The organism is Hydrogenophaga sp. RWCD_12 (genome assembly GCF_046604225.1).
Taxonomy (GTDB): domain Bacteria; phylum Pseudomonadota; class Gammaproteobacteria; order Burkholderiales; family Burkholderiaceae_C; genus Hydrogenophaga.
The window spans coordinates 51,372-75,381 of sequence record NZ_JBKIXC010000001.1; the positions used below are offsets into that span (position 1 = coordinate 51,372).

Annotated in this window: 22 protein-coding genes; 12 read left to right on the top strand and 10 right to left on the bottom strand. The window is 67.4% G+C overall.

The features are described 5' to 3' along the window. The first annotated feature begins 57 nt into the window (after window positions 1-57). On the top strand, window positions 58-1,119 hold the full coding sequence (locus ACLIJ1_RS00260) for a sensor histidine kinase (protein WP_411363474.1): 1,062 nt from the start codon (window positions 58-60) through the stop codon (window positions 1,117-1,119). Between the two features lie 34 nt (window positions 1,120-1,153). Further along, the gene (locus tag ACLIJ1_RS00265; RefSeq protein ID WP_411363475.1) at window positions 1,154-1,894 is read left to right on the top strand and encodes a LytR/AlgR family response regulator transcription factor; all 741 of its coding nucleotides are present in this window, start codon (window positions 1,154-1,156) and stop codon (window positions 1,892-1,894) included. 299 nt (window positions 1,895-2,193) lie between these two features. Here ACLIJ1_RS00265 and recJ read toward each other — a convergent pair whose 3' ends face one another. Together recJ and ACLIJ1_RS00275 are read right to left on the bottom strand one after the other, a co-directional pair. Further along, entirely contained in the window at window positions 2,194-3,930 is a 1,737-nt protein-coding gene (gene recJ / locus ACLIJ1_RS00270; protein ID WP_411363476.1) for a single-stranded-DNA-specific exonuclease RecJ, read from the bottom strand. Continuing rightward, window positions 3,927-4,877, bottom strand: a complete 951-nt coding sequence (locus ACLIJ1_RS00275; protein WP_411363477.1) for a phosphoglycerate mutase — start codon at window positions 4,875-4,877, stop codon at window positions 3,927-3,929. The genes recJ and ACLIJ1_RS00275 overlap by 4 nt, the downstream gene beginning before the upstream one ends. 70 nt (window positions 4,878-4,947) lie before the next feature. Here ACLIJ1_RS00275 and ACLIJ1_RS00280 point away from each other — a divergent pair, with 70 nt between their 5' ends. Further along, window positions 4,948-6,204, top strand: a complete 1,257-nt coding sequence (locus tag ACLIJ1_RS00280; RefSeq protein WP_411363478.1) for a lipoprotein-releasing ABC transporter permease subunit — start codon at window positions 4,948-4,950, stop codon at window positions 6,202-6,204. Next, a complete protein-coding gene (gene lolD, locus ACLIJ1_RS00285) occupies window positions 6,197-6,871 on the top strand; it encodes a lipoprotein-releasing ABC transporter ATP-binding protein LolD (protein ID WP_411363479.1) in 675 nt (224 codons plus the stop codon). The genes ACLIJ1_RS00280 and lolD overlap by 8 nt, the downstream gene beginning before the upstream one ends. On the opposite strand, the gene ACLIJ1_RS00290 is transcribed toward lolD, so the two are convergent. Further along, on the bottom strand, window positions 6,849-7,298 hold the full coding sequence (locus tag ACLIJ1_RS00290; protein ID WP_411363480.1) for an META domain-containing protein: 450 nt from the start codon (window positions 7,296-7,298) through the stop codon (window positions 6,849-6,851). The genes lolD and ACLIJ1_RS00290 overlap by 23 nt on opposite strands. A gap of 69 nt (window positions 7,299-7,367) precedes the next feature. On the opposite strand from ACLIJ1_RS00290, the gene ACLIJ1_RS00295 reads away from it, so the two are divergent. Both ACLIJ1_RS00295 and ACLIJ1_RS00300 read left to right on the top strand, forming a co-directional pair. Next, complete coding sequence (locus ACLIJ1_RS00295; protein ID WP_411363481.1) at window positions 7,368-8,216, top strand: TatD family hydrolase; 849 nt, start codon at window positions 7,368-7,370, stop codon at window positions 8,214-8,216. Continuing rightward, window positions 8,213-8,710: a DNA-deoxyinosine glycosylase gene (locus tag ACLIJ1_RS00300; RefSeq protein ID WP_411363482.1), complete on the top strand. Its 498-nt coding sequence runs from the start codon at window positions 8,213-8,215 to the stop codon at window positions 8,708-8,710. Before ACLIJ1_RS00295 ends, ACLIJ1_RS00300 begins: the two co-directional genes overlap by 4 nt. Window positions 8,711-8,714: 4 nt before the next feature. Here ACLIJ1_RS00300 and ACLIJ1_RS00305 read toward each other — a convergent pair whose 3' ends face one another. After that, window positions 8,715-9,524, bottom strand: coding sequence for a mechanosensitive ion channel family protein (locus tag ACLIJ1_RS00305; protein WP_411363483.1), 810 nt, complete (start codon window positions 9,522-9,524; stop codon window positions 8,715-8,717). Window positions 9,525-9,670: 146 nt separating this feature from the next. Here ACLIJ1_RS00305 and ACLIJ1_RS00310 point away from each other — a divergent pair, with 146 nt between their 5' ends. The 5 genes from ACLIJ1_RS00310 to ACLIJ1_RS00330 all read left to right on the top strand — a co-directional run bounded on the left by ACLIJ1_RS00310 (window position 9,671) and on the right by ACLIJ1_RS00330 (window position 14,813). Beyond that, on the top strand, window positions 9,671-10,435 hold the full coding sequence (locus ACLIJ1_RS00310) for a spermidine synthase (protein WP_411363484.1): 765 nt from the start codon (window positions 9,671-9,673) through the stop codon (window positions 10,433-10,435). Between the two features lie 7 nt (window positions 10,436-10,442). Beyond that, window positions 10,443-12,260, top strand: coding sequence for a GspE/PulE family protein (locus ACLIJ1_RS00315; protein WP_411363485.1), 1,818 nt, complete (start codon window positions 10,443-10,445; stop codon window positions 12,258-12,260). A 10-nt stretch (window positions 12,261-12,270) separates the two neighbouring features. Further along, window positions 12,271-12,981, top strand: a complete 711-nt coding sequence (locus ACLIJ1_RS00320; protein WP_411363486.1) for a Crp/Fnr family transcriptional regulator — start codon at window positions 12,271-12,273, stop codon at window positions 12,979-12,981. A 64-nt stretch (window positions 12,982-13,045) separates the two neighbouring features. Continuing rightward, window positions 13,046-13,987: a DMT family transporter gene (locus ACLIJ1_RS00325; protein ID WP_411363487.1), complete on the top strand. Its 942-nt coding sequence runs from the start codon at window positions 13,046-13,048 to the stop codon at window positions 13,985-13,987. A gap of 28 nt (window positions 13,988-14,015) precedes the next feature. Then, window positions 14,016-14,813 carry an SDR family oxidoreductase gene (locus tag ACLIJ1_RS00330; protein WP_411363488.1) on the top strand — a complete coding sequence of 266 codons (798 nt, stop codon included), beginning with the start codon at window positions 14,016-14,018 and terminating at the stop codon, window positions 14,811-14,813. A 3-nt stretch (window positions 14,814-14,816) separates the two neighbouring features. Here ACLIJ1_RS00330 and ACLIJ1_RS00335 read toward each other — a convergent pair whose 3' ends face one another. Beyond that, window positions 14,817-15,749, bottom strand: a complete 933-nt coding sequence (locus ACLIJ1_RS00335; protein ID WP_411363489.1) for a DMT family transporter — start codon at window positions 15,747-15,749, stop codon at window positions 14,817-14,819. A gap of 120 nt (window positions 15,750-15,869) precedes the next feature. On the opposite strand from ACLIJ1_RS00335, the gene ACLIJ1_RS00340 reads away from it, so the two are divergent. Next, window positions 15,870-16,862: a quinone oxidoreductase family protein gene (locus ACLIJ1_RS00340; RefSeq protein ID WP_411363490.1), complete on the top strand. Its 993-nt coding sequence runs from the start codon at window positions 15,870-15,872 to the stop codon at window positions 16,860-16,862. Between the two features lie 3 nt (window positions 16,863-16,865). On the opposite strand, the gene ACLIJ1_RS00345 is transcribed toward ACLIJ1_RS00340, so the two are convergent. From ACLIJ1_RS00345 to ileS, 5 genes are all read right to left on the bottom strand, one after another. Further along, entirely contained in the window at window positions 16,866-17,369 is a 504-nt protein-coding gene (locus ACLIJ1_RS00345) for a porin family protein (RefSeq protein WP_411363491.1), read from the bottom strand. Between the two features lie 150 nt (window positions 17,370-17,519). After that, window positions 17,520-18,665 carry an aminotransferase class V-fold PLP-dependent enzyme gene (locus tag ACLIJ1_RS00350; RefSeq protein WP_411363492.1) on the bottom strand — a complete coding sequence of 382 codons (1,146 nt, stop codon included), beginning with the start codon at window positions 18,663-18,665 and terminating at the stop codon, window positions 17,520-17,522. A 54-nt stretch (window positions 18,666-18,719) separates the two neighbouring features. Continuing rightward, a complete protein-coding gene (locus ACLIJ1_RS00355; RefSeq protein ID WP_411363493.1) occupies window positions 18,720-20,390 on the bottom strand; it encodes a Na/Pi cotransporter family protein in 1,671 nt (556 codons plus the stop codon). A 165-nt stretch (window positions 20,391-20,555) separates the two neighbouring features. Next, window positions 20,556-21,065 carry a signal peptidase II gene (lspA, locus tag ACLIJ1_RS00360; protein WP_411363494.1) on the bottom strand — a complete coding sequence of 170 codons (510 nt, stop codon included), beginning with the start codon at window positions 21,063-21,065 and terminating at the stop codon, window positions 20,556-20,558. After that, window positions 21,065-24,004 carry an isoleucine--tRNA ligase gene (gene ileS, locus ACLIJ1_RS00365; protein ID WP_411363495.1) on the bottom strand — a complete coding sequence of 980 codons (2,940 nt, stop codon included), beginning with the start codon at window positions 24,002-24,004 and terminating at the stop codon, window positions 21,065-21,067. Before ileS ends, lspA begins: the two co-directional genes overlap by 1 nt. Window positions 24,005-24,010: the final 6 nt, after the last annotated feature.

Here is a 24,010-nt window from a genome sequence, read left to right on the forward strand (position 1 = left end):
GTGGACCGTGCGCGCTGACTCATCAACGGTCGTCGGCGACAACCTATAGTGCGAGCCATGCAGGACTCCCGAATTTTATCGACCTTCCACGACCTGTCCGGGCCGGCCTCGAGGCTGCCGATGTCGCAGATGCCGGATCACCGGCAGGCGGGCGAACTGCTGTTCGAGACCTGCCGGCTCGGGGTCGTGCTGCGTGCGGTGCTGTTTGTGCAGGCGATTGCCTGGGTGGTGTCGCTGTACGGGGCGCATTCGCTGGTGGCCTGGCTGTCGCAGCTGGCGGTGCTGACGGCGGCGGTGCTGCCGTCGGTGCTGATCTGGTTGCTGGTGACCTGCATGCTCAAGCGTGCGATCGGGCGACTGCCGGTGCCGGGCCAATGGGCCAGCGGGATCCTGCTGGGTGCGGTGTCGGCGATCTATGGCTGCGGAATGCTCTCGTGGACCAATCTGGTGTCACCTGCTCCGTGGCTGGCGAGCGCCGCGACCGGGGCGCTGGTGGCGGCGGTGATGGTGGCCGGCCTGGTCTGGCGTTCGCGCGCCAAGGAGCCCGCCGGTACCACGGCCCGCCTGGCCGAGCTGCAGGCCCGTATCCGCCCTCACTTTCTGTTCAACACGCTCAACAGCGCGATTGCCCTGGTGCGCGCCGAGCCGGCCAAAGCCGAGACCCTGCTCGAAGACCTGAGTGAACTGTTCCGCCATGCACTGGCCGACACCAAGGAAGATGTGCCACTGCGCCAGGAGCTGGAGCTGGCCGAGCACTACCTGGCGATCGAGCAGGTTCGGTTTGGTGACCGTCTCAAGGTCGAGTGGAATCTGGACGAAAAGGCTGCGGGCGCCCGCCTGCCGCCGCTGATCCTGCAGCCGCTGGTCGAGAATGCGGTCAAGCACGGGGTCGAGCCCAGCCCGACGGGGGCCACGGTGCGCATCACCACCAAGCGGCGTGGTTCGGTGGTGGTCATCAAGGTGACCAACACAGTGCCGGCCGGCAGCGGATCACCCGGACACGGGCTGGCGCTGGACAACGTGCGCCAGCGGCTGGCGCTGCTGCACGATGTCGAAAGCAGGTTCCAGTCGGCGCTGGTCGACGGTGTGTATCAGGTTCGACTCGAAATACCGATATAAGTCGGGTTGGCGGCAGGGATGAACGGAGCGTGACATGACACTCAAGGTACTGATCGTGGACGACGAAACGCTGGCGCGGTCGCGCCTGCGCACGCTGCTGGGCGACTGCACCGATCCGCGTGCCGAGGTGGTCGGCGAGGCGGCGAACGCGGTGGCGGCCATGGAGCAGATCCAGCGAATGCCTTGCGACCTGGTCTTGCTGGACATCCACATGCCCGGGGTCGATGGCGTGGCGCTGGCGGCGAACCTGCGCAACCTCGTCTCGCCCCCCAAGGTGGTGTTCGTCACGGCACACGCCGAACATGCGTTGAGCGCCTTCGAACTCGATGCGGTCGACTACCTGACCAAGCCGGTGCGGCTGGAGCGCCTGCAGCAGGCCTTGCAGAAGGTGCAGCGCCTGCAGGCGGCGTCGGACCTCAATGAGCAACCGGGCACGACCGAGAGCCTGCTGATCCAGGAACGGGGCCGCAGCGAGCGGGTCGCGCTGGCGGATGTGATCTACCTGAAGGCGGAGCTGAAGTACATCACGGTGCGCACGGCGGAGAAGGAGCACATCTACGATGGCGCGCTGAGCGAACTGGAACAGAAGTACGCGCACCTGTTCGTGCGGGTGCACCGCAATGCGCTGGTGGCGCGGCGCTGCGTGCGCGCGGTGGAGAAGCACCACGATCCGGTCGAAGGCGAGGGCTGGACGGTGCGGCTGGACGGCTGTGAGGAACGTCTGGCCGTGTCGCGCCGACAGCTTTCTGCGGTGCGCGAGTCTTTGATGGGCTGACTTTTGTTCGTTGTCGGGGCTGCGTTCGTCGGCGACCGGGGTGACCGGCTCCGCTCATGTCACCCGGCCCGGGCTGCGCCCAGGCCTCCTTCTTTACTTCGCTACGCCGGTCACCCCGATCACCGACGACCTCCTGGCGCTCGCCAGTGGGGGAGAGCCGGTACGTCACGCGCTGGAGGGTGCGGGTGGTGCTGTGTAGCGAAGTAAAGGAGGAGACGGCCACCGGCCGTCGGGGGACATGAGCGGAACAGTGCCGCCCGTGCCCTCCAGCAACGCACAGACGCAGGAACAAAAGGACTTCAGATTTCCGCCGCCTCGATCAGAAAGCGAACCCGCCGCTGCCCCTGCCACTCATCCGCGTCCAGCCGGAACGCGATCTTCACCGTCGATGGGAGCGGCTCCGTGTGCCCGAACCAGATCCCGTCCACCGGATCGCCCTGGTGCTTGAGCTTCACCGACAGGTGTTTCTCGCCCACCAGCCGCTGACTCACCACCTGCACCTCCTCGCAGAAAACCGGCGGCGCGAAACCCTGGCCCCACACCTCCGCGTGCAGCGTGTCCACGAGATCCGTGCGCCGGTACTGCCTGTCCAGCGCACCGTCCGCCTCCAGCCGGCGCTGCAGCGTGGCCGCGTCGAGCCACTCGTGCGCCACCTGCGCAAAGGCCTGCTCGAACACGTCCAGGTGTTCCTCATCGATCGTGCAACCCGCCGCCATCGCGTGGCCGCCGAAGCGCAGCAGGACGCCCGGGTGCCGCTTGGCGACCAGGTCCAGCGCGTCGCGCAGGTGGAAGCCCGGGATCGAACGGCCCGAGCCCTTGAGCTCATGCTCCTTGCCTTCGGCGCCGCTGGCCGCGAACACAAAGGTCGGGCGGTGCAGCTTGTCCTTCAGCCGTGAGGCCACGATGCCGACCACGCCCTCGTGGAAATCCGGGTCGAACACGGTGAGCGCGGGTGGCGGCTCTTCCGAGTCGTCGAAGAGCTCTTCGGCCAGCATCAGCGCCTGCTCACGCATCTCGCCTTCGATTGCCTTGCGATCGCGGTTGATGCCATCGAGCATGCGCGCCAGTTCGTCGGCGCGGCCCGCGTCTTCGGTCAGCAGGCACTCGATGCCCAGCGTCATGTCCGACAGGCGTCCGGCGGCGTTCAGGCGCGGCCCGAGCGCGAAGCCGAAGTCGAAGGCACTGGCCTTGGCTGGCTGGCGCGCCGCGACCGCAAACAACGCTGTCATGCCCGGCGGCATGGCGCCGGCACGCACGCGCTTGAGACCCTGCGCCACGAGGCGGCGGTTGTTGGCGTCGAGCTTCACCACGTCGGCCACGGTGCCGAGCGCCACGAGGGGCAGCAGCGTGTCGATCTTGGGCTGTGACTTCGCGTCGAACACACCCCGCTCGCGCAGTTCCGCGCGCAAGGCCAGCAGCACGTAGAACATCACCCCGACCCCCGCGATCGACTTGCTCTCGAAGCCGCAGCCGGGCTGGTTGGGGTTGACGATGGTGCAGTCCTGCGGCAGCGCGACCGCGCCGTCGATCACCGCGGGCAGGTGGTGGTCGGTCACCAGCACCTGCAGGCCAGCTTCGCGCGCGGCCTGCACGCCTTCCACGCTCGCAATGCCGTTATCCACGGTGACCAGCCAGTCGGCGCCGCGCTGTTTGACGCGCCTGGCGATCGACGGCGTGAGACCGTAGCCGTCGGTGACGCGGTCGGGCACCAGGTACTCGACCCGGTCCCAGCCCAGCGGCGCGCCCAGCAGCTTCAGCCCGCGCACGGCAACGGCACAGGCAGTAGCGCCGTCGCAGTCGTAGTCGGCCACGATGCACAGGCGCTGGCCGGCGGCCATCGCGTCTGCCAGCTGCTTCGCGGCGGTGGTCGCGTTCAGCATCTGCGCCGGCGGGATCAGCAGGGCCAGTGCGTCATCGAGCTGTTCCCGGGCGGTGATGCCGCGGGCGGCGAACAGGCGGGCCAGCAGCGGGTGCAGGCCGGCCTGCTCCAGCGCCCAGGCGGCGCGCGGCGGCACTTCGCGGGTGATGATCTTCATAGGTCTTTCAGGGTCTCGGCGACCGGGACGGTGCCAAACAGGTTCTTGATCGAGCGGCCCAGGCGCGCGAAGGCGCCGGTCGGGACGGTGGTCCAGGTGCGGGCATGGCGTTCGCCGCAGAGCGTGAGCGTGACCGGCTCGCCGCGGCGGGCGGCGTCGAGCAGGGCGGCGATCTGGCCCGTGTCGAGTGCCTCCCAGGCGGTTTTCCAGACAGCCCAGTCGTTGCGCAACGCGGCCTGGCGCAGGGCATCGGGCATGGTGGGCGCTTCGGCCAGCGCCGGCACCGCATCGAGCGCGCCCGCGCCATGCACCCAGAAGCCGTTGACCGGCAGCAGGCCGCGCGCGGTGCGCGCATCGTGCACCGGGTGGGTATAGAAGAGCATCTGCGCTTCGCTTTGCAGCCGCTTGAGCAGGCGCGCACCGGCCGGGTTGGCAGGGCTTTCGGCCAGCCAGATGTCGACCATGCGGCCGCTCACCCGGTCCAGGCTGCCGCTGGCGATGCCCCGCAATGGCTCACCGCTGGCATGCCACTCGGTCGGGCTGTCCCAGCGCAGGGTGATGCCGTCCTCCAGGCACAGGGGCGCAAAGGCATCGAACAGGGCGCGCGAATCCGCCGCGTCCAGGCCCAGTTGCGCCCCTGGCAACAGCGAGACCTGTTCCATGCCGACCTGGTAATGGCACAGGCTGAACCAGGCCTGGGGCTGCGTGGGGGTGTCGCTCTGCGCCGCCGCCCAGGGCGTCAGCCCGTCAGACGCCGGCAAACCGAGCGCGCGGGCCAGTGCGCGTTCGTGCGGCGGGCTCAGGCTGTGGTCGTCGCAGCGGTCGGCCAGCTGTTCGCCCAGCAGCGGCAGCAAGGCTTTCAGATGGGGCAGGGCGAGCGACGGCAGCAGCGCCTGGCACTCGGGAGCGCTGGCGGCGGCAAAGGGGATCAGGAGGTGTTGGGGCACGGGGGCGGGGAGTACAGCGCGTTACGGAAGGGATTGTCGGGGATGCCACAATCGCCGCTGGATTCCATCGATGCAAACCCCTTACGAACTCATTCTTGGCTGGCGCTACACCCGCGCTGGTCGCGCCACCCGGCGCAACGGCTTCATTTCCTTCATTTCGGGCGTGTCCATGCTGGGCATCGCGCTGGGCGTGGCAGCACTGATCGTGGTGCTGTCGGTGATGAACGGCTTTCAGAAAGAAGTGCGCGACCGCATGCTCGGCGTGCTGTCGCACATCGAGCTGTATGCGCCTGGCGGCGAGGCGATTCCCGATCTCGCATCGGTGATGGCGACGGTCCGCAAACACCCGGAAGTGATCGGCGTCGCGCCCTTCGTCGGCGCACAGGCGCTGATGGCACGCGGCGAAGACATGAAGGGCGCGCTGGTACGCGGCATCGACCCGGCGCAGGAGCCGCAGGTGACCGAACTGGCCAAAGAGCTGTCGCAGACCTCGCTGCCGCGGCTGGTGCCCGGTTCTTTCAACGTGATCCTGGGCGGTGAACTGGCCCGCAACCTGGGTGTCGGCAACGGCGACACCGTGACCCTGATCGCACCCAGCGGCCAGGTGACACCTGCCGGTGTGGTGCCGCGCGTGCGCCAGACGACGGTGGTCGGCACCTTCGATTCCGGCCACTACGAATACGACTCGGCGCTGGTGCTGCTGCACCAGGACGACGCCGCGCGCATCTTCCGCGTCGAAGGCCCGACGGGGGTGCGCATCAAGATCAAGGACCTGCACCGGGCGCGCGAAGTGGCGCTGGAGCTGGCGCCGACGCTGCCCGACGGCCTGCTGATCAAGGACTGGACGCGCCAGAACCGCAGCTGGTTCGCGGCGGTCCAGCTGGAGAAACGCATGATGTTCATCATCCTGACGCTGATCGTCGCGGTCGCTGCCTTCAATCTGGTGTCGACGCTGGTGATGACTGTGACCGACAAGCGCGCCGACATCGCCATCCTGCGCACCCTAGGCGCGAGCCCGAAAAGCATCATGGGCATCTTCATGGTCCAGGGCGCGATGGTCGGCGTGATCGGCACCGGGGTCGGTCTGCTGCTCGGTCTGGGCATCGCGTTCAACATCGACACCATCGTGCCGGCGATCGAACATGCGCTGGGCGCCAGCTTCCTGCCCAAGGACGTCTACCTGATCAGCCAGATGCCCAGCGACCCGCAGCGCGCCGACATCCTGCCGGTGGCAGTGATCTCGCTGGTGCTGTCGTTCGTGGCCACCATCTACCCGAGCTGGCGTGCCAGTCGTGTGAATCCCGCCGAAGCGCTCCGATATGAATGACGTTGTTCTGCAGGCCACCGGCCTGACCAAGCGCTTCTCCGAAGGCCGGCTGGATGTGATCGTGCTTCACGGCGTGGACCTCACGGTGCGTGCGGGGGAGACGGTGGCCATCGTCGGCGCTTCGGGTTCGGGCAAGAGCACCTTGCTGCACCTGCTGGGCGGGCTGGACGCGCCGACCGCCGGCAGCGTGACGCTGATGGGCCAGGCGCTGGCCGGGCTGAGTGCGGCGCAGCAAGGCGACCTGCGCAACCAGTATCTGGGCTTCGTCTACCAGTTTCACCACCTTTTGCCCGAATTCAGCGCGCGTGACAACGTGGCGATGCCGCTGTGGATCCGGCGCATGGATCGCGCAGCTGCGGGCGAGCAGGCGGCGCAGGTGCTGGCGAAAGTGGGGCTGTCGGAGCGGTTGCTGCACCGGCCGGCCGAACTCTCGGGCGGCGAACGTCAGCGTGTGGCCATCGCGCGGGCCCTGGTGGCGAAGCCGGCCTGCGTGCTGGCCGACGAACCGACCGGCAACCTGGACCGCGGCACGGCCGACGGTGTGTTCGACCTGATGATGCAGCTGGCCCGCGACCAGGGCACAGCCTTTGTCGTCGTGACGCACGACGAGACGCTGGCCGCGCGTTGCAGCCGCGTGCTGCGCCTCACGGCCGGGGTGCTGTCCTGACGAAGCGCAGCGGCTGGTCCATGCCCTGCGCGTGGATCAGCAGCGTGTCGCCCTTCACCTCGTAGCGCTGCGCCTTCTGCAGCGCGCCCAGGTAACGCGACTCCTGTTCGCTCGCGCCGCCCATGCAGGCCATCTTGGTCGAGGCCAGCGGGCCGAACTTCAGGCGGTCGCGCTCGATCTCGACGGTGCCGAAGAAGCGGTTGCAACTGCCTTCTCCAGCGACCTGGCCGCTTTTGGGAAACGTCAGTGTGGCGGCCTTTTGGGGCAGTGCGGCCTGGCCGCCGATGTCCTGCAGCCGCCACTCGCTGCCCCACAGCGGCTCCGGAGCCGCGGCGGGTGCCGGGGGAGTGCCCGCCGCACAGGCGCCCAGTGCGCCGGTGACGGTCAGGAGCGTGAGCGACAGGAAACGGTTCAGGCGTGGCGACATGGGAATTCCTCCGTGGTGAAAACCTGCCGAGGTGGCAGGGGCACAATCTTCGGAGGAGTTATACCCCCGATGTGGATCGACACCCATTGCCATCTCGACGCCCCGGAGTTCGGCCCCGACCATGGTCTGGCCCGGCAGGCGCGCGCACTCGCGGCACAGCGCGGCGTGGGGCTGTGCGTGATCCCGGCGGTGATGCGCAAGAACCTCGACACGGTGCGTCTGCTGGCACACCGGATGGGCGACGCCTACGCGCTGGGCATTCATCCGCTGTACGTGCCGCAGGCGGTCGATGAGGATCTGGATGCGCTGGACGCGGCGCTGACCGCGCACCGGGGCGATCCGCGCCTGGTTGCAGTGGGCGAGATCGGGCTGGACTTCTTCGTGCCGGCGCTGTGCGAGCCGGCCATGCGCGAGCGGCAGGCGTTTTTCTACCGCGCGCAGTTGCGCCTCGCGCGCCAACACGGCCTGCCAGTGATCGTGCATGTGCGGCGAAGTGCCGATGCCGTGCTCAAGCACCTGCGCGAGCTGCCCACGGGCGGCGGCATCGCGCACGCTTTCAACGGCAGCGCCGAGCAGGCGCACGCCTTCATCGGCCAGGGTTTCGCGCTGGGCTTCGGTGGCGCGTCGACCTTCGAGCCGGCGAAGCGCTTGCGCGCGCTGGCGGCCGAGCTGCCGCTGTCGGCGCTCGTGCTGGAGACCGACGCGCCCGACATTCCGCCGCAGTGGCTCTACGCAACCGCCGCCGAACGCGAAGGCGGCAAGCCGCAGGGACTGAACACGCCGGCCGAACTGCCGCGCATCGGCGAAGTGGTCGCAGGACTGCGCAACATGACACCCGACGCGCTGGCGTCGGCGACCACCGCCAACGCCGTGCGCGTGTTGCCGCGCCTGGCCGCGCTGGAGCCTGTCGCCCGATGACCCGCCTGGTGGGCCTGCCGCCGGTGATCGGCCCTGGCACGCGTCTGCTGGTGCTCGGCAGTTTTCCGGGCGTGGCTTCGTTGCGCGCGCAACAGTATTACGGCCACCCACAGAACCAGTTCTGGAAGATTCTTTCGGTGCTCTGGAGCGTCGATCTGGTCGGCCTGGCCTACGAAGACCGGCTCGACGCGGTGCGCACGCGCGGCCTCGGCATCTGGGATGTGTACGGCGCCTGCGAGCGGGAAGGCAGCCTCGACACCGCCATCCGCCACGCCGAACTCAACGATTTCGCCCGGGTCCTGCGCGAGTGCCCGGTGCTTCAGGCCATCGCACACAACGGCGGCGAGAGCTTCCGCCACGCCAAGCACACACAGGCGCTCGGCCTGCCGGTGCACAGGCTGCCCTCCACCAGCCCCGCCAACGCCAGCTGGAGCTTCGAGAGGAAGTTCCAGGTCTGGCGGGAGGTATTTGCGACCAGCGGTCTGCTGGCCTGAGCGCTCACACCGTGCGGTGCGCGACGGGGGTTTCCGGCACCGGGTAGCCGGCCGCGCCAAACGTCGTGACGATCGCCTTGTGGGTGTCGAAGTAGACCTGCCAGTAGCTGTCGTTGTGGGTGTACGGGCGCACGCACAGCAGCGGGCCTTCGGGCGTGAACTGCAGGATTTCGATGTCCGGCGCCGGCGAGTCCTTGACGTTCGGGATCGCGGCGATGGCCGGGCGCAGGCGGGCGATGGCGTCCATCACGTCCACGCTGTTGGCCACCTTGGCCACGCAGTCGACGCGGCGGAACGGTTCGGCGCTGAAGTTCTGCACGTTGTCCGAGAACACCTTGTTGTTGCCGACCACGGTCATCACGTTGTCGGGCGTGAGGATGGTGGTGGCGAACAGACCCAGTTCCTTGACCGTGCCCAGCGTGCCGCCGGCGTTGATGAAGTCACCGACCTTGTAGGGCCGCAGCACCTGCAGGAACAGCCCAGCCGCGAAGTTGCCCAGCATGCCGCTCCAGGCGGCACCGATGGCCAAGCCCGCGCCGGCCAGAAGGGCGGCGAACGAGGTGGTCTTGATGCCGAAGATGTCGAGGATCGCCAGCACCAGGATCAGCGTCAGCAGCACCGAGATGATGGACTTGAGGTACTGCGTCAGTGTGGCGTCAATCTTCTTGCCCTTTTCGAGCCCCGAGCCGATCAGCCGCACCGCCAGCGAAATCAGCCAGCGCCCGATCACCCAGGCGGCAATCGCACCCAGGATCTTCAGACCGAAGTCCGTGCCCTGCGTGCTGAGGAAATTCCAGACCACTTCCATGTTCATAATGAATCCTTTCTCCTGGAACACCTTGTCCCGATGCGATCTTTGTTCGCCAAAACGAATCCCCCGCGACATGCACGCCTCTCGAACAGGCTTGGCGTGCCTTTTGTGATGTGCGTGTTGCTTTCCGTTGTGACAGGGGGCTTCGCATGAGGACTCCGTCACGCAGCCCCAAGGTGGAACTGCCCGAAGTGACGCTGTCGGAAGACGGCGAGGTGCGGTTCCTGCACCTGGGCACGGAATGGATCCAGGGCTCGATGATCATTGACGACCCGTTCGCCATCGAGCTGGACTATGTGCAGCGCATGATGGCCTGGCTGCTGTTCGTGGAACCCGACTCGGTCGGCAAACGCCGCGCCATGCAGCTGGGGCTGGGCTCGGCCGCCCTGACCAAGTTCCATTACAAAAAGTTACGAATGGACACGACGGCGGTCGAGATCAATCCGCAGGTGGTCGCCGCCTGCCGGGGCTGGTTCAAGCTGCCGCCCGACGGACCGCGTCTGCGGGTGCTGCTGGCCGACGCCGGCACCGAGATCCGCCAGGCGGTGCACCAAGGCGTGGTCGACGCCCTGCAGGTCGACCTGTACGACCACGAGGCGGCGGCGCCGGTGCTCGACAGCCCGGATTTTTATGCCGATTGCCGGGCACTGCTGAGCGACGAGGGGGCCATGACGGTCAACCTGTTTGGCCGCGACGCCAGCTACGAGCGTTCGCTGGAAAGCATCTGCGCGGCGTTCGGTCGCGACGCGGTGTGGGCCTTCAAACCGACGCGCGAAGGCAATACGATTGTGCTGGCGCAGCGGACGGCCTCGCGCCCGACGCGCATGCAGCTGCTGGCGCGGGCCGAAGAAATCCGCTCGCGCTGGGACCTGCCGGCCGTCAAGTGGCTGCGCATCTTCAAACCGGTGGAATGAAACACGCATGAAAACCTCGACCAAGTCCGCACCGTCCAAGAAGGATGCGTCCGGCCCGCTGGACTGGCGCAATCTGGTCAGCTGGCTGCGCGAAGACGGTGTGATCTCGTCCGACGAGGCGGCGCGCACGGTGGCCCGCTGCGCGTCGGCGCACAGCGCCCAGCACCCGCTGCAGCGGCTGGCGATCGTGGGCATGACACGGCAGTCTGACGGGCAGGTGATGGATGTCGAGATGCTGACCCAGTGGTTGGCCGTGCGCAGCGGACTGGAGTATTTCCGCATCGACCCGCTCAAGGTCGACGTGGGCAAGGTCGGCGAGGTGATGAGTGCGGCCTATGCCGAGCGCCACAAGGTGCTGCCGGTGCAGGTGGGTCCGGCCGAGGTGGTGGTGGCGACGCCCGAGCCGTTTGTTCGCGACTGGATTCCGGAAGTCGAGCGCCAGACACGCAAGAGCGTGCGCGTGGTGGTGGCGCCGCCGCAGGACGTGGCGCGCTACACCGGCGAGTTCTTCGCTCTGGCCCGTTCGGTCCGCGCGGCCAGCAAGATGGGGAACCAGGCCAACCCCTTCGGTACCTTCGAACAACTGGTCGAACTGGGCAAGGCCAACAAGCTGGACGCCAACGACCAGCACGTGGTGCAGGTGGTCGACTGGCTCTGGCAGTACGCCTTCGACCAGCGCGCCAGCGACATCCACCTGGAGCCACGCCGCGAGCAGGGTGTGATCCGCTTCCGCATCGACGGTGTGCTGCATCCGGTCTACCAGATGCCGATGACCGTGATGAACGCGATGATCGCGCGCATCAAGTTGCTGGGCCGCATGGACGTGGTCGAACGCCGCCGCCCGCAGGACGGTCGCATCAAGACGCTGCGCCCCGGTGTCGGACAGAGCAAGGGCGACGAAGTCGAAATGCGTCTGTCGACGCTGCCGACGGCTTTCGGTGAAAAGCTGGTGATGCGGATCTTCGACCCGGACGCGACCGTCAAGGACCTGGCCGCGCTGGGCTTCTCGTCCGTCGACGCTCCACGCTGGGAGGGACTCACCAAGCGCCCGCACGGCATCATCCTGGTGACCGGTCCGACAGGCTCGGGCAAGACCACGACGCTGTACGCCACGCTCAAGCGGCTGGCGACCGAAGAGGTCAACGTCAGCACGGTCGAGGACCCGATCGAAATGATCGAGCCGGCCTTCAACCAGACCCAGGTGCAGCCACACCTCGACCTGGACTTCGCCCAGGGCCTACGGGCCCTGATGCGGCAGGACCCGGACATCATCATGGTGGGTGAAATCCGCGATCTGCCGACCGCAGAGATGGCGGTGCAGGCGGCGCTGACTGGTCACCTGGTGCTCTCGACGCTGCACACCAATGACGCGCCCAGCGCGATCATGCGGCTGATGGAGCTGGGTGTGCCGCCCTATCTGATCAATGCGACGGTGCTGGGGGTGCTGGCGCAGCGGCTGGTGCGCACGCTGTGCCCTTCCTGCAAGGTGCGCGAGGACGACGCCACGACAGCGACCTCGCTGGTGGCGCTGGCCGAGGTGGTCAAACCCTGGCAGATCAGCGGCTCCTACCGGCCCTACCAGCCGGTCGGCTGCGTCGAGTGCCGCATGACCGGCTACCGCGGTCGCACCGGCCTGTACGAGCTGCTCACGATCAGCGAAGCCTTCAAGGACAAGGTCAACCACGAACCGCGGATGGAAACCCTGCGGCGTCAGGGTGTGACCGATGGCATGCGCCCACTGCGCCTGGCCGGTGCAGCCCGGATCGCCGAAGGCCTGACCACGCTGGAAGAGGTGCTGGCCAGCACGCCGCCGGTCAACGGATGAGGTCGAACGCGTGATTCCCATCAAGACCGAATCGGCCTGGCGCGGCACCGCGGATTGCCGTGCCTGCGGCATCCGCGAGGAGATGCTGTTTGCCGACCTGCACGACGAAGACTTCGACCTGATTCACACGCCGATCGACGATCTGGAGTACGCGCCCGGACAGCCGCTGGCGCGTGCGGGCGACACGGCGACTTCGCTGTTTGCCGTGCGCTCGGGCATGGTCAAGCTGGTGCGCAACACGCTGGATGGCCGACAGCGCATCGTGCGTGTGCTGCGCAGCGGTGACGTGATCGGCCTGGAGGCGCTGCTGGGGCCGGTGTACGAGTCGGATGCGATCGCGCTGACCAGCGTCAAGGTCTGCCGCCTGCCGCTGCAGGTGATCCAGCGTCTGGACCGGGAAACGCCGCGCCTGCATCAGCGCCTGCTGGAACGCTGGCACAGCAGCCTCAAGGAGGCCGACGACTGGCTGGCCGACCTCAACTTCGGCAATGCGCGCCAGCGCCTGGCCGGTCTGATCCTGAAGATGCGGTCTCCGCACGATCCGGACATCTCCACGCTGTTCTCGCGCGAGGACATGGGCGCGATGCTCGATCTCAAGCTGGAAACCGTCAGCCGCACCCTGAACGCATTTGCCCGCGAGGGCCTGATCGAATCCATGGACAAGATCGGCCGTGTCTACCGCATCGTCGATGCGGCCCGCCTGGCTTCGCCCAAAGACTGACGGCGAAGGCGCCCATCGCCAAGTGCGACAGCCCGTGCGCCGGGCGCTGCCGATAATCGAACCGATGACGGTTTCCGCCTCCCGACCTCCCCACCTGGTTTCCGGCCTGATCCTGGCGAGCGCCGGATCGATCGCGTTCAGCGGCAAGGCCATCATCGTCAAGCTGGCCTACCGCCACGGCGTCGACGCCGTGACGCTGATCATGTACCGCATGCTGTTCGCGCTGCCGATGTTCCTGGCGCTGGCCTGGTGGGCCACCTACCGGCAGGGCGGCGGTGCGCGGACGCCGCTCACCCGCAAGGACTGGCTGGGCATCCTAGGCCTCGGGGTGACCGGCTACTACCTCGCGAGCTTTCTCGATTTCTGGGGGCTGAGCTACATCAGCGCCAGCCTGGAGCGGCTGATCCTGTACCTCAACCCGACCCTGGTGCTCGTTCTCGGCTGGCTGCTGTACGGCCGGCGCATCAGCGGCCTGCAGGCGGGCGCCATGGCGGTGAGCTATGCGGGCGTGCTACTGGTGTTCGGCCACGAGGCCAACTTCGCCGGTCAGGGCGCCGTGCTGGGCGCGGTGCTGGTGTTCGGCAGCGCCATCAGCTACGCGATCTATCTGGTCTACAGCGGCGAGATGGTCAAGCGGCTGGGTGCGATGCGCCTGGTCGGGCTGGCGACCAGCGTGGCCTGCCTGCTGTGCCTGGCGCAGTTCGCGCTGCTGCGGCCGATGAGCGCGGCACAGGTCGCGCCCGAAGTGATCTGGCTGTCGGTGCTCAACGCGACTGCCTGCACCTTCGCGCCGGTGATCATGGTGATGATGGCGATCGAACGCATCGGCGCCGGACTGGCGGCGCAGACCGGCATGATCGGTCCGATGTCGACCATCGCCATGGGCGTGCTGATCCTGGACGAACCCTTCACCGGCTGGATCGTCGCCGGCACGGTGCTGGTGGTGTCCGGCGTGTTCATCGTCACGCGCTTCGGTCGTCCGGTGACCGAGACCAGGCAAGCGTAGACGTCCTCAAGTAACCGGAGCAGAAAACATGGATCTGGGCATCGCAGGCAAACGGGCGCTGGTGTGTGGCGCGAGCAAAGGCCTTGGCCTCGGGTGTGCGCAGGCGCTGGCCGCCGAGGGGGTGAATGTCGTGATGGTCGCGCGCGGTGCAGAGGCTCTGCAGGCGTCTGCAACGCGGCTGCGCGAAGCGTTCCCGGGCGTGCAGATCATTGCCGTGGCTGCCGACATCACCACTGCCGAAGGCAGGGCCGCAGCCTTCTCGGTGCCAGGCGGCCCGGGTACGGACTTCGACATTGTGGTCACCAATGCGGGTGGTCCGCCGACGGGTGACTTCCGCAGCTGGGACCGGGATGCATGGATCCGGGCCGTGGACGCCAACATGCTGACACCGATCGAGCTGATCAAGGCCACGGTCGACGGCATGGCGGCGCGCGGTTTCGGCCGCATCGTCAACATCACCAGCAGTGCAGTGAAGGCGCCGATCGACATCCTGGGCCTGTCCAACGGTGCGCGCAGCGGCCTGACGGGTTTTGTGGCGGGCGTGGCGCGCAGCGGCATCGCGGCGCAGGGCGTGACCATCAACAACCTGCTGCCTGGCAAGTTCGACACCGACCGCCTGCAGGGCACGCTGGCCGGCGCCGCAGCCAAGACCGGCAAGAGCGTGGATGAGGTACGGGCCGCGCAGGTGACACAGATTCCAGCCCGGCGTTTCGGCTCGCCCGACGAGTTCGGTGCCATCTGCGCCTTCCTCTGCAGCCGGCAGGCGGCGTACATCAACGGGCAGAACATCCTGCCCGATGGCGGCGCCTACCCCGGCACGTACTGAGGCCTAGCGCCGCGAGCTGACGAGGATCCCGCCCACGATCAGCACGAAGCCGGCGAGGTGGTACAGGTGTGGCGGCTCGCCCAGCAGGGTGGCCGACATCAGCGCGGCGAACAGCGGTGTGAGGTTGCTGAAGAAGCCGGCCACGGTCGGGCCGACCCTAGCAACGCCGGCGCCCCAGGCGCGGTAGGCCAGCAGCGACGGACCGACCGCCACATAGAGCAGTGACAGCGCCAGCGGCCAGCCCCAGCGCAGGTGATGCTCGCCTTCGGGCAGCGTCGGCAGCAATGCCCATTCGCCTGCCGTCATCACGCTGGACCACATCAGACCAAACGTGACCTGGGTCAGGAGGAACGCCGCCCAGTCGCGCCGCACCTCGGCCGGTTCGCTGCCGGGCGCGGGCCGCGCCAGCATCCAGCTGTAGCCGGCCCAGGTGATGGATGCGGCGACCATCCAAGCGTCGCCCGGCACCAGCTGCAGCGCGCGCAACTGGTGCCAGTCGCCGCGGGTCAGCACCACCACCACGCCGGACAGCGAGAACAGCGCACCCAGTGCCGCACGGCGCGTCACCGCCACCCCGTAGAACACACGTCCCAGCAGCAGCATCCAAACCGGCATGCTGGCGGCGACCAGGGTCACATTGATCGGTGTCGAGGTCTTGAGCGCCATGTACTGCAGCGCGTTGTACAGCGCCACGCTCAGCAGGCCCAGCAGGGCAAATCGCCGCCAGTGGGCCCAGACGGGGCTGCGCCGGCCGATGGCCCAGGCACCCAGCGGCAGCAGGAGGGCAAACGCCAGCACCCAGCGCAGAAAGTTGAAGGTGATCGGCGGGATGCTGCCCTGCATCAGCCGGCCGACGATGGCGTTGCCGGCCCACAGCAGCGGCGGGACCAGCAGCAAGGCGGCGGTGGCAGGTGTCAGGCGGGCAGAGGCAGTCATCGGGCGACTGTACCCACGCGGCCATGCCCCGCGCCGGCGAGGGGCTGGTCGCCTGTGCTGCTGGCGACACGATGGAATCGTGGCAGCATGTGCGCTGTTGCCAACCTGAGGAGACAAGACATGACCCAGACCAGCCGCGCCGTGCGCATCCACGCCCATGGCGGCCCCGAACAGCTCGTGGTCGACACCGTGGAGGTGGGCGATCCCGGCCCCGGCGAAATCCGCATCCGCCACCACGCCATTGGCCTGAACTTCATCGACGTGTACCAGCGCACCGGCCTGTATCCCAACCCGATGCCGCTGGCGCTGGGCATGGAAGGTGCGGGCGTGATTGAGGCAGTGGGCGAAGGTGTCACCCACCTCAAAGCCGGTGACCGCGCGGCCTATGCGGCCGGCAAGCCAGGCAGCTACTGCGATGTGCGGGTGATGCCGGCGATGAACGTGTGCCAGCTGCCCGATGGCATCTCGTTCGAGACCGGCGCGGCCATGATGCTCAAGGGCCTGACCGCGCAGTACCTGCTCAAGCGTTGCAAACCGGTCGAGGGGCTGGAGCCGGGCGACTTTGTGCTGTTCCACGCCGCCGCGGGCGGTGTGGGGCTGATCGCCTGCCAGTGGGCCAAGGCGCTGGGCCTGCGCCTGATCGGCACGGCGGGCAGCGACGACAAGTGCGCGCTGGCGCGCGAGCACGGCGCCGAGTTCAGCGTCAACTACCGCACCGAAGACTTCGTCGCCCGCGTGAAAGAGATCACCGGCGGCCAGGGCGTGAAGGTGGTCTACGACTCGGTCGGCAAGGACACTTTCGAAAAGTCGCTCGACTGCCTGCGGCCCTTTGGCCTGATGGTGAGCTTCGGCAACGCCAGCGGCCCGGTGGCGCCGTTCGCGCCCGGCATCCTGGGTCCCAAGGGTTCGATCTACGTCACGCGCCAGACCCTGTTCACCCACATCAGCAACCGCGAACGCACGCAGGCCATGGCCGACGACCTGTTCGCCGTGGTGGGCAGCGGCGCGGTGAAGATCCGCATCGACCAGCGCTTTGCGCTGACCGATGTGCGCAAGGCCCACGAGAGCCTCGAAGCCCGTGCCACCACGGGCTGCACCGTGCTGCTGCCCTGAGCGTCAGAAGCGGAAGCCGACGCCGGCGGTGATGCCGCCGAGTGTCTTGCTGTCCTTGTCCTGGTAGCGGGTGTAGTCGAGGTTGAGGTAGGTCGTCTTGCTCAGGTCGTAGGTCGCACCCGCGCCATAGGCCAGGCCGGTGCTGGTGTCGGAGACACCGCCGAACTTGAGGCTGGTGCGCGCCACGCCGACGCGGCCGTAGAGCTTGAAGGCGTCACCCAGGGGCAGCTGTGCCTTGCCGAACACGCCGATGGTGTTGTCCAGCTTGAGCGTGCTGCCCGCGACGGTGTCCGACTTCGCGTTCAGACCGAGCACGCCTTCCACCGCAAGCTGCGGCGTGATCTCGTAGCCGATCAGGCCGCGGACCATGCCGGGACTGGCCTTGAGGCCCGAGGCCTTGTAGTCCAGACCGGTGTAGCCCACCTCGCCGTACATGTTCTGCGCCTGTGCAGCGGTGGCCAGCAGGGCTAGGCCCAGGGTGGTGCTGAGGGTAACGATTCGGGTCATGGGATCTCCAGAAAGATAAGGGTGATGCGCAGGGATTGCGCACACCCTCATCGTGGAGTTCTCACATGGCTGAGGCGTATCGGCCGCTTGTCGACTGCGTGAAGTCGTGTGAACGCATGTTGCATGCGCACACTCGATGTGTCTGCCGTGTCAGGCTGGCACGGCAGCGGGCGCCACCGTGGCGAGCGCAGTGCGCAGGTGGTCCACTGTGTGGTTCACGTCGTGCCACTTGTCCAGCCCGAACAGGCCGATGCGGAAGGTCTTGAAGTCCGCACCTTCGTCGCATTGCAGCGGCACACCTGCGGCGGTCTGCAGGCCGGCGGCGAGGAATTTCTTGCTGTTCTGGATGTCGGGGTCGGTCGTGTAGCTGACCACCACGCCGGGTGCCTGGAAGCCGGCCGCCGCCACGCTGGCGAAGCCGTTCGACTCCAGCAGCTCGCGCACTTCGCGGCCGAGCGCGATCTGTTCGTCGCGCACCTTGGCGAAGCCGTAGGCCTTGGTTTCCTTCATGGTGTCGCACAGGCGTTGCAGCGCGTCGGTCGGCAGGGTGGTGTGGTACGCGTGGCCACCGCCTTCGTAGGTCTCCATGATCTGCAGCCACTTCTTGAGATCCATCGCGAAGGTGGTGCTCTGCGTGGCGTCGATGGCTTGCCGGGCACGCTCGCTGAGCATGACCATGGCGCAGCAGGGCGAGCTGCTCCAGCCCTTTTGCGGGGCCGAGATCAGGATGTCGACGCCCGTGGCCTTCATGTCGACCCACATCGCACCGGAAGCGATGCAGTCCAGCACGAACAGGCCGCCCACGGCGTGCACCGCCTCGGCCACGGCCTGGAGGTAGTCGTCGGGCAGGATCATGCCGGCCGCGGTTTCGACGTGCGGCGCGAACACCAGCGCCGGCTTCTCTTTCGCGATCGCGGCCTTCACTTCATCGATCGGCGCGGGCGTCCAGGGCGACTGCGCGCCGGGTGTCACTTGCCGCGCCTTGAGCACCGTGTGGCTGGCCGGGATCGAACCCATGTCGAAGATCTGGGTCCAGCGGTAGCTGAACCAGCCGTTGCGGATCACCATGACATGCTTGCCGTGCGCGAACTGGCGCGCCACCGACTCCATGCCAAAGGTGCCGCTGCCGGGCACCAGCACCGCCGAGTTCGCACCGTAGACCTGCTTGAGCATGGTCGAGATCTCGGTCATCACGCCCTGGAAGCGCTTGGACATGTGGTTGAGGGCGCGGTCGGTGTAGACGACCGAGAATTCCAGCAGTCCGTCGGGATCGATGTGGGGCAGCAGTCCGGGCATGGTGTGTCTCCAGTGGGGAAAATCGAAAAATCAGGTTAGCACAGCGCCTTGTGTTCAGTGGCGAGGCGGAGTCTCCAGGCCCTGCAGACGGCTGTCACGCAGGCGGCTGGGTGCGAGGGCGCCGGCCGAGTCGAGGATCGGGTAGGCGATCGAGCAGATGTGCGAGTTGATGCGCTTCAGATCGCTGATCAGGTCGATGTGCAGCGAGCTGCTCTCCATGCTGGGCGTGCTGCGGTCGGCCAGACGTTCCAAGTGGCTGCTGGCGTACTCGCGCTCCATCTCGCGAAAGCGCACCTTCTCTTGCAGCAGGCGCTGCGCGTCGCGCACATTGCCGTCGAGGAAAACGCTCATGCCCAGGCGCAGGTTGTCCAGCAGCCGCGCGTGCATGGCGCTGATCTCGGTCATACCGGCTTCGGAGAACTCGCGGCCCTTGCGGATCTTCTTGTCCTCGATGTCCAGCAGCACCCGCTCGACCGTGTCACCGATCTGCTCCATGTTGATCGTGAAGCTGATGATGTCGGTCCAGCGGCGGCTTTCCTTGTCGGTGAGCTGTTCGCGCGAAATCTTGGTCAGGTAGTACTTGATGGCTGAGTACAGTCCGTCGACCGTGTCGTCCATCTTGCGCAGGTCCTGCGCCAGCTGCAGGTCGTTGGTCTTGATCACCGTCATCACGCCGCGCAGCATCGTTTCCACCACGTCGGCCTGGTGCAGCGCCTCGCGCGCCGCGCAGGAAATCGCCAGCGACGGCGTGGCGAGCGCGGAAGGGTCGAGGTGGTTGGGGCGGTCCAGCGCGCTGCCCGAGCGCTGCAGCGGCATCAGGCGGTCGACCCATCCTGCCACCGGGCCGGTCAATCCGATGAAGCAGGTGCCCACCAGCGCGTTGAAGCAGAGATGGAACAGCACGGTCTGGGTTGCAGGGTCGGGGACCATTGGCGAGACCCATTTGAGCCACAACGGAATGAGTGCCGGAGCGATGGCCACGCCCATCAGCTTGAACAGCAGGTTGCCCAGCGGCACCTGACGGGTGGCGAGGTTGGACTTGGCGGTGGTCAGCACTGCCAGCAGGCCGCTGCCCAGGTTGGCGCCCAGCACCAGACCCAGCGCCACATCGATGCCGACCACGTTGATCGCCAGCGTCGCGGTCAGCAGCACCACGGCCAGACTCGAATACGACAGCACCGCGAGCGTGGCACCGACCAGGATCTCGAGCACCCGGTCGCTGGTGAGCGATTCCAGCATCAGCTGTACCGCCGGGTTGCCGGTGAGCACGTGGGTGGCCTGACCCACCAGCTGCAGCGCCAACAGCATGAGTCCGAGGCCGATGAGCACGCGGCCCACGTCACCGATCTGCGACCCCTGGCGAAGGATGAACAGCGTCACTCCGACAAAGATGAAGAGCGGCGAAAGCCAGGACAAGTCGAACGAGAACACGACGGCCATGACGGCCGTGCCGATGTCGGCGCCCAGCATGACGGCCAGTGCGGCCGGCAGGGTGATCAACCCGCGGCCGACGAAGGAGGCGGTGATGAGGGCGGTGGCGGTGCTGGACTGCACCAGGGCTGTCACGCCCAGGCCCGAGAGCGCGGCCTTGAAGCGGTTGGACAGGCTGGCCGCCAGCACCTGCCGCAGCTTGCTGCCCATCACCCGCAGCACACCGGTGCGGACCAGATGGGTTCCCCAGACCAGCAGCGCGATGGCCGCCAGCAGATTGAGCAGCTGTTTCATGACTGCGCAGACTATACGCCGGGCCGCAGAGCGGGGGAGCGTGGGGGCGACCGATCCGGCGCCGGGCCGCCCCAAGCCGGATCGGCCCCACACCCGGCAATGACCGGGCGATTCCCGCTCCTGGGGCAGCGACCCGCGCAGCGGCGGAGCGTGGGGGCGCTCCTTCTAGCGACTCTTGCGGACCCGCAGGATCTCGTCGAGGATCAGCGCGATGGCACCGATGGTGATGCCCGCGTCGGCGATGTTGAAGGCCGGGAAGTGGCCGCCGGGGAAGATCCCGGCGAGGAACGGCCAGTGGAAGTCGAAGAAGTCGACCACGTAACCGTGCACCACGCGGTCGATCAGGTTGTTGCCGATCGCGCCGGCCAGGATGCTGGCGAGCGCGAAGGAAAACAGCTTTTGGTTGGCATGCGAGTGCAGCATCCAGACGATGAAGCCGGCCACGGCCGTGCTCAGGCCGATGAAGAACCAGCGCTGCCAGCCACCGGCCGAGGCCAGGAAGTTGAAGGCGGCGCCGGTGTTGTGCACCCGCACGATGTTGAAGAAGCTGGTGACGGGCGTGCTGTCGCCCAGCTGGTACTGGCCGAGGATCAGCCACTTGGTCAGCTGGTCAAGCAGCACGATGCCCAGGGCCAGCGCCAGCCAGGGCCAGAGGGAAGCTTTGCGTTTGGCCATCAGGCGATCGTCCTCGTTTCACCGGCGCCGGTGCCGGCCGCTTCGGCCAGGTTGCTCACGCAACGGCCGCAGAGGGTCGGATGCCCGGCGTGGCTGCCCACGTCGTCGACGTAGTGCCAGCAGCGCTCGCACTTGGTCGCAGCACTGGGCGTCACCGTGACGGCCAGTTCGGCGCCGTCAACCACGGCCACGGCCGAGGTGATGGTGACGAACTTCAGATCGGCGCCCAGTGAGCGCAGCAGGGCCGCGTCGTCTGGGCCGGCGGTGATCGTCAGCGTGGCCTGCAGCGAGGCGCCCACCTGTCCCGCGGTGCGCAGGTCTTCGATCGCCTTGTTGGCGGTGTCGCGGATCTCGCGGATGCGTGCCCACTTGGCCAGCAGCGCCTCGTTGGCCGAGGGCAGGGGCGAGAAGGTCTCGAAGAAGATCGAGCCCTTGGTCGAGTCCTTGGCGAACACGGCCCAGGCCTCTTCGGCGGTGAAGCTGAGGATGGGCGCCATCCAGCGCAGCATGGCGTGGGTGATCTGGTGCAGCGCGGTCTGGGCCGAACGGCGCGCCAGGCTCTTGGGCGCCGTGGTGTAGAGCCGGTCCTTGAGCACGTCCAGGTAGAACGCGCCCAGGTCTTCCGAGCAGTAGACCTGCAGCTTGCTCACCACCGGGTGGAACTCGTAGACGTCGAAGTGCGCCAGGATCTGTGCCTGCAGCTCGCTGGCGCGGGCCAGCGCGTAGCGGTCGATCTCCAGCATCTGGTCCAGCGGCACGGCGTCCTTTGCCGGGTCGAAGTCGACCGTGTTGGCCATCAGGAAGCGCAGCGTGTTGCGGATGCGGCGGTAGGCGTCGACCACACGGGCCAGGATCTTGTCGTCGATGTTCAGGTCGCCCGAATAATCGGTCGCGCCCACCCACAGGCGCACGATCTCGGCGCCGAGCTTGCTGGTGACCGACTGCGGCTCGACCGTGTTGCCCAGCGACTTGCTCATCTTGCGGCCCTGGCCGTCGGTGGCGAAGCCGTGGGTCAGCAGACCCTTGTACGGGGCACGGTCGTAGATGGCGCAGCCCAGCAGCAGCGAGCTGTGGAACCAGCCGCGGTGCTGGTCGTGGCCCTCAAGGTACAGGTCGGCCTCGGGGCCTTGCGCGTGGCTGGCGCCGTTCGGATACGCCTTCGCGTGCGAACCGCGCAGCACGTGCCAGAAGGTCGAGCCGGAGTCGAACCACACTTCCAGGATGTCGGTGCTCTTGGTGTACTGCGGAGCGTCGGCGCCCAGGATCTCTTCGGCGGTCACGCGGCTCCAGGCTTCGATGCCGCCCTTTTCCACGATGTCGGCCGCCTGGTCGAGGATCTCCATCGTGCGCGGGTGCAGCTCGCCCGAATCCTTGTGGAGGAAGAAGGGCACCGGCACGCCCCACGAACGCTGGCGCGAGATGCACCAGTCGGGGCGGTTGGCGATCATGTCGCGCAGGCGGGCCTTGCCGTTCTCGGGGTAGAAGCTGGTGTGGTCGATCGCGTCCAGCGCGAGCTGGCGCAGGGTCTTGGGCGCCTTGTCTTTCGTGAAGACGCCTTCACCCTCGTCCATGCGCACGAACCACTGCGCGGCGGCGCGGTAGATCACGGGCGTCTTGTGGCGCCAGCAATGCGGGTAGCTGTGGGTGATGGCCTGGGTGGCCATCAGGCGGCCATGCTCGCGCAGCGTCTCGATGATGACCGGGCAGGCCTTCCAGATGTGCTGCCCGCCGAACAGCGGCAGTTCTTCCGCATAGACGCCGTTGCCCAGCACCGGGTTGAGGATCTGGTCGTAGCGCAGGCCGTGGGCCACGCAGCTGTTGAAGTCGTCCACACCGTAGGCGGGGGCCGAGTGCACGATGCCGGTGCCGTCGCCGTCGCTGACGTAGTCGGCCAGGTACAGCGGCGAGAGGCGCTTGTAGCTGTATTCGTTGCCGCTGTCCGGCAGGTCGCTACCCACGTCATATAGCGGATGGCGGAACACCTGGCCGCGCAGGGCCTCGCCCTTGGCCGTGGCCAGCACGTTGCCGGTCAGGCAGAAGCGCTCCAGGCATTTCTCGACCAGGCTGGCGCCCAGCAGCAGCACGCCCTTGGGCGTGTCCACCAGGGCGTACTCCAGCTCGGGGTGGGCGTTGAGCGCCTGGTTGGCGGGGATGGTCCAGGCGGTGGTGGTCCAGATGACGGCAAAGGCCTGTTTGCCGGCGGGCAGGGCGCTCAGGCCAAAAGCCTGGGCCAGGCCGGCTGCGTCATTGGACTCGAACGCCACGTCCAGCGTGTCGCTCTTCTTGTCGGCGTATTCGATCTCGAACTCGGCCAGCGAGCTGCCGCAGTCGAAGCACCAGTACACCGGCTTGAGGCCGCGGTAGACGAAGCCGCGCTCGATCACGCGCTTGAAGGCGCGGATCTGGCCGGCTTCGTTGGCCGGGTCCATCGTGCGGTACGGGCGCTCCCAGTCGCCCAGCACGCCCAGGCGTTTGAAGTCTTCGCGCTGCTGGTTGATCTGTTCGGTGGCGTAGGCGCGGCTCTTGGCCTGCATGTCGTCGCGGCCCAGGTTGCGGCCGTGCAGCTTCTCGATCGCGTTCTCGATCGGCAGACCGTGACAGTCCCAGCCGGGGATGTACTGCGCGTCGAAGCCGGCCAGTTGGCGCGACTTGACGATCATGTCCTTGAGCACCTTGTTCAGCGCATGGCCGATGTGCAGCTTGCCGTTGGCGTACGGCGGGCCGTCGTGCAGCACGAACAGCGGCGCGCCCTGGCGTGCGTCGCGCAGGCGCTTGTACAGGCCACCTTCGTTCCATTCGGCCACCCAGGCCGGTTCGCGCTTGGGCAGATCGCCGCGCATCGGGAACGGCGTGTCGGGCATGTTCAGCGTGGCGCGGTACGCGCCGCCGCTGGCTTCGGGCTTGGCCTCTTTTTTCGGGGCAGCGGGTTGGTCAGACATGGTGTT